The organism is Aeromonas sobria (assembly GCF_050266975.1).
In the GTDB taxonomy this organism is placed as follows: domain Bacteria; phylum Pseudomonadota; class Gammaproteobacteria; order Enterobacterales; family Aeromonadaceae; genus Aeromonas; species Aeromonas sobria_B.
Window position 1 is genome coordinate 89,728 of record NZ_JBKISU010000016.1, and the last position, 9,443, is coordinate 99,170.

The window sequence follows — 9,443 nt, forward strand, 5'->3', positions numbered from 1 at the left end:
AATGCATGATGAATGGCGTTTATGGTGGTTACTCGCGTTCCAAGGCATGAATGGGATCCATGCTGGCGGCGCGGCGGGCCGGTGCGAAACCGAAGATCACCCCGATCAGGCTGGCACAGAGGCAGGCCACCCCCATGGCGGGGAGGGAGTAGCTCATCTTGAAACTGCTGCTGAAGTGGTCGAACAGCTGGCCCAGCAGCAGGGAGAGGGCGATGCCGAGCACGCCCCCCAGTAGGCAGACCAGCACGGCTTCGATCAGAAACTGTTGCAGTATGTCGCGAGTCCTGGCGCCGACCGCCATCCGTACCCCTATCTCCCGGGTGCGTTCGGTGACCGAGACCAGCATGATGTTCATCACCCCTATTCCCCCGACGATCAGGGAGATGAGGGCGATCATGGAGACCAGCATGGTCAGGGTGGCGCTGGTCTGGCTCATGGTCTGGCGTATGGTATCCGTGTTCAGCAGGAAGAAATCCTGGCTGCCGTGGCGCAGGGTGAGCAGGCGGCTGATGCCATCCTGGGCGGTGCTCAGACTCACCTCGTCCTGGATGCGCACGCTGATGCTGCGCAGATGGCTCTGCCCCAGCATGCGGCTCATGGCGGTGGTATAGGGGATCCAGACGTTGAGGGTCTCGTCGCTGCCAAAGCCGCTCTGGCTCTTGATGGCGACCCCTATCACCCGGCAGGGCAGGTTGCCCAGCAGTATCACCTGGCCGAGGGGAGACTGGGTCGGGGCGAACAGCTTGTCCCGGGTGTTCTCGTCGATCACCACCTCCTGGGCCAGGCTCTCCTCGCTCTGGCGATCGAAGCCCATCCCCTGGGCCAGGCGATAACCCCTGACCTGGAAGAACTGGGCGCCGACCCCGTTGATGGTGCCGGTAACGGCGGTGCTGCCAAGGCGCAAGGTGGCGCTGGTGCTGAGGCTGGGGGTGACGCTGTGCACATAGCCCAGCCGGGCGATGGCCTCGGCATCCCCGATCCTCAGGGTCTGTATGGTGGCGGAGCGCATATCGCCGAAGCCACGACCAGGGAACACCTCCAATGTGCTGGTGCCCATGGCGTTGATGTTCTCCAGTACCCGCTGCTGGGAGCCCTGGCCGAGGGCCACCACGGTCACGACCGAGGCGATGCCTATGATGATGCCGAGCATGGTGAGAAAGGTGCGCAGCCGCTGGGCGACCATGGCCCGCAGCGCCATGTGCAGGGCGTTGCCGAGCCCCTCCAGGGGGCGGGCGTGTCCGCTGGCGGGGGGCGGCGGGGGGAGGGCTGGCGGGGACTGAGTTCCCTCAGGGCCAGTGCGCCGATCGGCGATTACCCGGCCATCCTTGAGCTCGATGATCCGCTCGGCGTGGCGGGCGATCTCCATGTCGTGGGTGACGATCACCAGGGTATGGCCCTGGCGATGCAGGGCCTTGAGGCTGTTCATCACCTCGTCGCCGCTCTGGCTGTCGAGGGCCCCGGTCGGTTCGTCGGCCAGGATCACCTCGCCGCCGTTGATGAGGGCGCGGGCGATGCTGACCCTCTGCTGCTGGCCGCCGGAGAGCTGGCTCGGCTTGTGGTCGAGCCGGCTGGCCAGGCCGAATCGGGTCAGCAGGGTCTCGGCCCGCAGACGGCGCTCGGCCGGATCCATGCCGGCGTAGAGGGCGGGCACCTCCACGTTGGCCCGGGCATCGAGATCCGCCAGCAGGTGATAACGCTGGAAGATGAAGCCAAAGTGCTCCCGTCGCAACGCCGCCAGTTCATCCCGGCTGAGGGTGGCGGTGTCGCGCCCCGCCACCAGATAGGCCCCCTCGCTCGGCTGATCCAGGCAGCCAAGCAGATTCATCAGGGTCGATTTGCCCGAACCGGAGGCGCCGACGATGGCCAGCATCTCCCCCCTGGCTATCTCCAGATCGATACCGTCGAGTACGGTGACGGCACGCTCCCCTTCTCCGAACCGGCGGCCGATACCGCGCAACTGCAACAAGGCGCCCATGGTCACATCCCCATGGGGGGGGGCATGCTCCCCGCGGCTGTGCCTTGGCTTGCGCTCATCTCGCTGACGATCACCCGATCGCCGGCGCTCAGCCCCTCCAGGATCTGGGCATCCACCTTGTTGTTCAGGCCGACCTTGACCCGGCGCAGGCTGACCTTGCCCCCATCATCGACCACCCGCACCTGGTCCCCCTGCAGGGCGATGGCCGGGATCACCAGCACCTGTTTGAGCCGGGCTGCCACCAGGTAGACCTGGGCGGTCATGCTGATCCTGAGCTGGCCATCCTGATTGGGGACCTCGAACAGGCCGTTGTAGTAGATGGCACTGCTGTCGCTGCTGCTGGTGGTGTCATCATCATTGATGGAGTCGGGGGCGGGCTCTATGGCCCGCAGCACGCCTTCGAAGCGGCGCTGGTTGTTGCCAAGAATGGTGAAGTAGACCGGCATGCCGACCCGGGTGTTGATGACGTCGGCCTCGGAGATCTGGGCCTCCACCGTCATGGTGTCGAGCTGGGCAATCTTGAGCAGGGTGGGGGTGCTCTGGCTGGCGTTGAGGGTCTGCCCCTCCTCCACCGGCAGGGCCACCACAGTGCCGGCCAGGGGGGCCAGGATCCGGGTATAGCCCAGGTTGACTCCGGCGGTGTCCACCGCTATCTCGGCCTGCACCCGCTGGGCCGAGAGGGCCCGGATGTCGGCCAGGGTCTCGTCCAGCGTCGCCTTGGCGCTGTCATGGTCGGCCGTGCTGCCGAGCCCCCTAGCGAGGATCTGCTGCTGGCGCTGGTAGACCAGGCGGGCGTTGCGCAGCGTGGCCTCCTTGGCGTCGAGCTGGGCCTGGAGGTTGTCACGCTGGGCCTGGGCATCCTTGAGGGCATTCTGTTGGGTCAGGTCGTCGATCTCGACCAGCAGATCCCCCTGCTTGACCTCCTGCCCCAGGGCGACGTGCAGCCTCTTGATCTGGCCAGACACCTGGGCGCCCACGCTCACCTGTTTGCGCGCCTTCAGGGTGCCATCCGCCAACACCAACTGCTCCAGATCCCGGGTCTCGGCGGTGGCGGTGATGAAGTCGTTGGCGGGGGCCTGGGCCAGGGGGCGCCAGGCCAGGAGCAGCAAGGCGAGGGCGCAAAGCGGCAACAGCCAGAACAGACGGGGGGAGAGCGTGGGCATGACAAGCTGTATCCTGAATGACAATAACGACGGCACTCTACCCCGGAGTCGGGTTAAGGCTCTCTGTGTCAAGCGTAAGGGTTTCGTAAAAATGGCTGTCAGGGGCGGGGGAAGCGGCGAGAATGGCCGTCAATGAGGGAGAGAAGATATGAAGATCCTGCTGGTGGATGATGATGCCGAACTGGGCGCCATGTTGAGTGAATACCTGGGGGGAGAGGGGTTTGAGACCACCCAGGTGCTGACCGGGAAGGAGGGGGTACGCCAGGCGCTGTCCGGTCGTTACCATGCCCTGGTGCTGGACGTGATGCTGCCCGATCTGGGCGGTACCGAGGTGCTGCGCCAGGTGCGTCAGCGCAGCCGCCTGCCGATCATCATGCTGACCGCCAAGGGGGACAACGTGGATCGGGTGGTGGGGCTGGAGATGGGGGCCGATGACTATGTGGCCAAGCCCTGCTACCCCAGGGAGCTGGTGGCCCGGCTGCGGGCCGTGTTGCGGCGGGTCAATGAGGTCGGCGCCGTGGCGTCCGCGCCAGAGGCCCTCACCCTGGGCGGCCTGACGGTCAGTCAGGCCAACCGCGTCTGCCTGTGGCAGGGGGAGGCCGTGGAGCTGACCGCCACCGAATTCAACATGCTGGTGCTGCTGCTGCGCACCCCTGAGCAGGTGGTCACCAAGGATACCCTCTCCTTGCAGGGGGTCGGGCGTCCCCGTGAGGCCTACGATCGCAGCGTCGATGTCCACATCTGCAACCTGCGACAGAAGTTGCAGCACAAGGTGGGCTCCGCCATCACCATAGAGACCATCCGCAGCATAGGGTACAAGATCCAATGATCCTCAAGGGGCGGCTGTTCTGGAAGATACTGCTGGGCTTCTGGCTGACCATAGTGGTGGTGAGCCAGTTGCTCTGGTTAGGCTTTCGCGCAGAGCGTGAGCGCCCCGAGGAGCGCCTCGCCCACCAACTGGCCGCGCAGCATCTGGACATGGTCGAAGCCATGTTGGTCCAGGGAGGCATCCAGGCCGCAACGGCCTTGATTGACGCCATGCCGGCCGGGACGCCGCCCCTGGTACAGATGGCGGCCCTCGGCCATCGGGATGAGGCGCAGGATCCCGGGACCCTGGCGCGGATCGTCACGGCGGCGGACGGGCAGGCCTATCTGCTGCGTGCCCGCCCCGACCCGGGCTTGCTGCCCGGGGGGCCCGAGCCCGGCCCCCTCTCCTGGCTCAACATTCCTCCCCCCATGCTGTGGATTGGCGGGGTGGGCGGCCTGCTGTTCAGCATACTGTTTGCCTGGCACCTGACCCGGCCGATGAACGCCCTGCGCCACAGTTTCGGCCTGGTGGCCAGGGGCGATCTCGGGGTGCGGCTCCTGCCCGCCCTGCGCTGGCGACGGGATGAACTGACCGCGGTGGCGCGGGACTTCGACCTCATGGTGGAGCGGTTGCAGCAGTTGGTGGATGGCCGGGAGCAGCTGCTCCATGACGTCTCCCACGAGCTGAGATCTCCCCTGGCCCGCATCCAGATGGCCATCGGCCTGGCGGAGCAGAGCCCGGACAAGGTGAGCGACTCCCTGGCGCGGATCCGTCTCGAGACGGAGCGGATGGACAAGATGATAGGGGAGTTGCTGACCCTCTCCCGGGCCCAGCAGGGCCATGGCCTGGAGCCAAGTCATTACGATCTGCTGGCGCTGGTGGAAACCGTGCTCCAGGATGCCAGGTTCGAGGCCCAGCAATCCGGGGTGCAGATCGAGCTGACCCAGGATCAGGGGGAGGAGTGCCTCTTGCTGGGCCATGCCGAGCTGGTGCGTCGCGCCGTCGAGAACGTGGTGCGCAATGCCCTGCGCTTCTCCCAGCCGGGGCAGCGGGTCAGCGTCCAGCTGACCCGGTTGGGTCATGAGGTGCAGTTGGCGATCGCCGATCAGGGGCCCGGGGTGGAAGAGGGCAAGCTGGCCTGCATCTTCGACCCCTTCGTGCGGATCGGCTCGGCCAGGGCGGGCAAGGGGTACGGGCTAGGGCTCGCCATCGCCCACAAGGCGGTGACCCTGCAGGGGGGCAGCATAGTGGCACGCAACCGGTCGCAGGGGGGCTTGCGGGTGACCATCACCCTGCCTTGCCTGGGGCAGTCCGGGTCGATCTGAAGGCCGTCCCACGAGATGCCCTCTGCGGCGGGATGACCCGGGCAAGAGCGCCCTCTGCTCGCTTGTGCATCAGCGCAGCGCGGCGGGGGGCGGCACTTCGATGTAGCTGCCGTCGATCTCCCGCTGGTAGTAGTGACCCTCCCCGACGTAGTAGCGGCGACCATCCAGATCCAGGGGAGTGAGCCCCGCATCCGGCGTCACCGTCTGCACCCGGGCCGGTGGCGTCACCACCACATAGTGGTTCTCCTGCTGCTGGTAGAAGATGCCGCCGAGCACATAGTAGGTGAGCCCGGCCAGCAGCATGGTCTCGGCCCCCCTGGGCAGTGCGCTGATCCTGTGTCCGGGGGCCGGGGCGGACCAGGGGCCCGCGTAGTGGCCATGCCGGGGGGCGGCAGTCGGCATCTCCCGCCCCGGCGCACCACCCTGCCTGCCCATTTCACCCGGGCCCGCGAGGGCGGGGAGGGCGATGGTCAGGGCCAGAGCCCACAGGGCGCCGTGAGGCATCTTCATCTCACTCTCCCTTGAGCGGCGCTGTGGCGGGCTGACGCTTGAGGGGGCGTGGCGGCAACTCGCGGACGCTGACCATGACCTCATAGCGGGTGTTGGCCTCGGCTGCGGGGATGCTCTTGAACAGTTCCTGGGCCGTGGCCTGGGGGTCCGTGCTCTGCTTGCTGGCCTGATAGAGCGCGGCAGGGGGCATGGGCATCTGGCCCCCTGAGTGACCTGGCATGGGGGGCGGCATATCGCCTGCGTGGGCAAGGGTGGCACCGAGCAACAGGGCGAGAGTGAGTGAGTGGCGTAGCATTGTGATGACTCCAGCTTGGAAAGTGATCTCATCAGACGCGACTCGCGCGCCGGGCTCAATCACCTTTACACCCTCTTTTCACCGCCTTGACAGTCGTGACAAGGGGCGCCGTGGCGCCCCTTGTTGCTCATCGTCTTCGCAGGCGTCAGAACTCGTTGGAGAGCGCCTTGTAGCCCTTGACCAGATCGATGTTGGTGTGGGCCACGTCCTCGGAGAACTCGGTGGCATCCACGGTGACGCGGGGGATCTGGGCCAGATCGCTCTGCTGGTTGATGCGGGTGGTGGAGGGCACATAGAAGCCCGGCGGCAGATCGCAGCCGTCGATCACCGAGTTGTGGCGCACCACGGATCCTTCGCCTATGTGGCAGTTGAACAGCACGCTGTTGAAGCCGATGAAGACCCGGTTACCCACTTCGCAGGGCCCGTGCACTATGCTGCGGTGGGCGATGGAGCTGTACTCGCCTATGGTGACGGCGGCGCCGGACTTGGAGTGGATCACCACGCCGTCCTGAATGTTGGAGTTGGCGCCGATGACGATGGGCTCCATGTCACCGCGCTCGTCCACCTCGTCGGCGCGGATCACGGCGTAGGGGCCGACAAACACATTCTCCTTGATGATCACCTTGCCGCAGATGATGGCGGTCTTGTCGATGTAGGCGGACTCGTCGATCACGGGCAGGTGACCTGAGGGGTTCTTGCGGATCATGTCATGTCCTGTTGCTGATGAAACCGGGGAAAATGGCGGGACGCAGAGGCTCGCCGGAGAGTCAGCTTACGCCTCAGATCCGGGCGGGGAAACCCTTTACTGGTCTGACCCTTCCCCGGCCAGGGCGTTTCACATGGTTGTTCTTTGACTCCCTTGTATGGGAGCATGGGACCCTGGCGCCGGGCCCCCTCGCCAGCAGGGGGCAGAAGTAGTGATGGAGGTGGAACGATGAAGCGGATCATGGTGTTGCTGATGGGCACCCTGTTGTGGGCCCAGGCCGCGCAGGGCAAGGGGCAAGCGGGGGATTTTGACTATTACGCCCTGGCGCTCTCCTGGTCGCCGGAGCACTGCGCCATCAAGCCGGCCGATCGGGAGCAGTGCAGCCGCCAGCTGGGCTTTGTGTTGCACGGACTCTGGCCGCAATACCTGAAGGGCTATCCGTCGGAGTGCGGCACCGAGCGGCTCGTGGGCGGCGTGGAGCGTGATTTCCCCGGGCTCTACCCCAGCCGCTTCCTCTATCGCCACGAGTGGCGCAAACACGGCACCTGCTCCGGCCTCAGCCAACCTGCATTCCATCAGCTGGCCAGCGAGCTGCGCCAGAGGGTGCAGATCCCGGCCGCTTACCAGGCGCCGCCGCAGCCGCTGCGCAAGAGCCGCTTCCAGCTCAAGGCGGACCTGGCTGCGGCCAACAACTGGCTGGCCCCCGATAGCATCACTGTGGCCTGCACCGACGGGGGGCGCTTCCTGCGGGAGATTTACATCTGTTTCAACAAGGCAGGGACAGAGGCCATCCCCTGCCCGGACGAGATGCAAAGACGGGAGCGCCGCTCCTGCGGCCAGCCGGATTTCCTGCTGCGCAGTGTGCGTTGACCCCTCTTTATGTCGATCGGACTCATGGCGGGCCTTGTGCAAAGACCGCCATCGCAAAGGAGTCATGCAATGACAGACGTGAAACTGTTTTCGCCACGGGAGCGCAGCCTGCGGCTCGGGGTGAAAGGGGTGGGGCCCACCGTGATCGGACGGCTCGAACAGCTGGGGCATCACACCCTGGGTGAGCTGGCGCAGGTGGATACCGGCCACATAGCCTGGCTGGTGGCCAGCATGCTGGGCGCCACCTGCCGGCAGAACAGTCCCCAGGCCCGAGACGCCATCGACGGCACCATAGCGCTGGCCCGCAGCCAGCGCCATCCTGGGTCGACCGGTGAGGCGCTCGCAACATGAGTCTGTTCACCGAGCTGGGGATGCGCTACCCCCTCATCCAGGCGCCCATGGCCGGCGTGCAGGGCACCGAGCTGGCCATGGCGGCGACCGGGGCGGGCGCCCTGGGATCCTTGCCGGCGGCCATGCTCGGCCCGGCCGAGCTGCGCAAGGCGCTGGAGCAACTGGCGGCCAGTGGTCCGGGGTCTTTCAACATCAACTTTTTCTGCCATCGACAGAGTGAGCCTGAACCGGCCGAGGAGCGCCGCTGGCGAGGGGTGCTTGCACCCTATTATGCCGAGTTCGGGGTGGACGCCGATGTCACGACGACGGCGCCCGGTCGTGCCCCCTTCAATGACGAGCATGCCGCCGTCCTGGCCGAGTTCAAACCCGCCGTGGTCAGCTTCCATTTCGGCCTGCCGGTCCCCGAACTGCTTGCCAGGGTGAAAGCCACGGGGGCCAAGGTGTTTGCCAGCGCCACCACTGTGGCTGAGGCCCAGTGGCTGGCGCACCATGGCGCCGATGCCATCATCGCCCAAGGGCTGGAGGCCGGTGGCCACCGTGGCCATTTCCTGAGCGAAGATCTCGCGCTGCAGCAGGGAACCTTTACGCTCTTGCCCCAGATAGTGGCGGCGGTAGACCTGCCGTTCATCGCCGCCGGAGGCATAGTCGATGGCAAGGGAATACTGGCCGCCCTGGCTCTGGGGGCGAGCGCCGTGCAGATGGGAACGGCCTTTCTCTGCTGTTCCGAGGCGACGACCTCGCCCTTGCACCGCGCCGCCATCCAGGGGACCCATGGCCAGCATACGGCCTTGACCAATCTGTTCAGTGGCCGTCCTGCCAGAGGCATAGTGAACCGCTTGATGTGCGAGCTTGGCCCCTTCTCGGAGGTGGCCCCGGCCTTTCCCCATGCCAGCCGTGCATTGGCACCGTTGCGAGCCGCCGCTGAAAAGAGGGGGGACTGCGGCTTCTCGCCGCTCTGGGCCGGGCAGAATGTCTCGGGTTGTCGCTCCCTGCCAGCCGCCGAATTGATCGCCCTCTGGGTCACAGAGGCGGGGCTGAGGTGATCCCTTCTTTATATACGAGAGATATTGGCGAGGGGGGCTCGCCGCCATGATTAACCAGGAAGGCACCGGGGAAAACGGTCTCTGGTTCATGGCAATCGAGCCGTTTTACGGTGTTTCTGTGGATAAGTTTGTATAAAAGCTGTGCTTGGTTATGAATAACTAAATAAATGCCGATTTTTACAGTTTTATTGCAGTTAGCCCCTTGCCAGCGCGATCAATCTCTCTATAATGCGCCTCCATCGACAGGGCAGCGGCAACGCAAACAACCCGGTCGATAACCTCGAAAAGCCTTTGAAAATAGGGCTTGACTCGAGAAGGCGGTTGAGTAGAATGCCACTCCCGCAGCAGCCAAAAGCTGCGTCGCTCTTTAACAATTTGAATCAAGCAATCTGTGTGG

General features: G+C 65.4%; 11 protein-coding genes. 5 read left to right on the top strand and 6 right to left on the bottom strand.

Annotation, left to right across the window (positions count from 1 at the left end; all coding sequences use genetic code 11):
* Nucleotides 1–28: 28 nt before the first annotated feature.
* Both ACLHZ1_RS11115 and ACLHZ1_RS11120 read right to left on the bottom strand, forming a co-directional pair.
* Nucleotides 29–1,975 carry a MacB family efflux pump subunit gene (locus ACLHZ1_RS11115; protein WP_427262135.1) on the bottom strand — a complete coding sequence of 649 codons (1,947 nt, stop codon included), beginning with the start codon at nt 1,973–1,975 and terminating at the stop codon, nt 29–31.
* Nucleotides 1,976–1,977: 2 nt separating this feature from the next.
* Nucleotides 1,978–3,138, bottom strand: a complete 1,161-nt coding sequence (locus ACLHZ1_RS11120) for an efflux RND transporter periplasmic adaptor subunit (protein WP_427262136.1) — start codon at nt 3,136–3,138, stop codon at nt 1,978–1,980.
* Between the two features lie 148 nt (nt 3,139–3,286).
* Between ACLHZ1_RS11120 and ACLHZ1_RS11125 the strand changes: the two genes are divergently transcribed.
* Together ACLHZ1_RS11125 and ACLHZ1_RS11130 are read left to right on the top strand one after the other, a co-directional pair.
* Nucleotides 3,287–3,967, top strand: coding sequence for a response regulator transcription factor (locus tag ACLHZ1_RS11125; RefSeq protein ID WP_427262138.1), 681 nt, complete (start codon nt 3,287–3,289; stop codon nt 3,965–3,967).
* The gene (locus tag ACLHZ1_RS11130) at nt 3,964–5,271 is read left to right on the top strand and encodes an ATP-binding protein (RefSeq protein ID WP_427262139.1); all 1,308 of its coding nucleotides are present in this window, start codon (nt 3,964–3,966) and stop codon (nt 5,269–5,271) included. Before ACLHZ1_RS11125 ends, ACLHZ1_RS11130 begins: the two co-directional genes overlap by 4 nt.
* 69 nt (nt 5,272–5,340) lie before the next feature.
* On the opposite strand, the gene ACLHZ1_RS11135 is transcribed toward ACLHZ1_RS11130, so the two are convergent.
* The 3 genes from ACLHZ1_RS11135 to ACLHZ1_RS11145 all read right to left on the bottom strand — a co-directional run bounded on the left by ACLHZ1_RS11135 (nt 5,341) and on the right by ACLHZ1_RS11145 (nt 6,782).
* On the bottom strand, nt 5,341–5,781 hold the full coding sequence (locus tag ACLHZ1_RS11135; RefSeq protein ID WP_427262140.1) for a DUF6515 family protein: 441 nt from the start codon (nt 5,779–5,781) through the stop codon (nt 5,341–5,343).
* Nucleotide 5,782: 1 nt separating this feature from the next.
* Nucleotides 5,783–6,076 (bottom strand): hypothetical protein, encoded by a 294-nt coding sequence (locus ACLHZ1_RS11140; RefSeq protein WP_427262141.1) that lies wholly within the window; start codon nt 6,074–6,076, stop codon nt 5,783–5,785.
* A gap of 145 nt (nt 6,077–6,221) precedes the next feature.
* Entirely contained in the window at nt 6,222–6,782 is a 561-nt protein-coding gene (locus ACLHZ1_RS11145) for a carbonate dehydratase (protein WP_427262142.1), read from the bottom strand.
* A gap of 228 nt (nt 6,783–7,010) precedes the next feature.
* Here ACLHZ1_RS11145 and ACLHZ1_RS11150 point away from each other — a divergent pair, with 228 nt between their 5' ends.
* The 3 genes from ACLHZ1_RS11150 to ACLHZ1_RS11160 all read left to right on the top strand — a co-directional run bounded on the left by ACLHZ1_RS11150 (nt 7,011) and on the right by ACLHZ1_RS11160 (nt 9,046).
* Nucleotides 7,011–7,652 carry a ribonuclease T2 family protein gene (locus ACLHZ1_RS11150; protein WP_427262143.1) on the top strand — a complete coding sequence of 214 codons (642 nt, stop codon included), beginning with the start codon at nt 7,011–7,013 and terminating at the stop codon, nt 7,650–7,652.
* A 69-nt stretch (nt 7,653–7,721) separates the two neighbouring features.
* Nucleotides 7,722–8,003, top strand: a complete 282-nt coding sequence (locus ACLHZ1_RS11155; RefSeq protein ID WP_427262144.1) for a helix-hairpin-helix domain-containing protein — start codon at nt 7,722–7,724, stop codon at nt 8,001–8,003.
* Nucleotides 8,000–9,046, top strand: a complete 1,047-nt coding sequence (locus tag ACLHZ1_RS11160; protein ID WP_427262145.1) for an NAD(P)H-dependent flavin oxidoreductase — start codon at nt 8,000–8,002, stop codon at nt 9,044–9,046. Before ACLHZ1_RS11155 ends, ACLHZ1_RS11160 begins: the two co-directional genes overlap by 4 nt.
* Nucleotides 9,047–9,223: 177 nt before the next feature.
* Here the strand turns inward: ACLHZ1_RS11160 and ACLHZ1_RS11165 are convergent.
* Nucleotides 9,224–9,443: hypothetical protein (locus ACLHZ1_RS11165; protein WP_427262146.1), on the bottom strand; the 220-nt coding region annotated here is incomplete at its 5' end.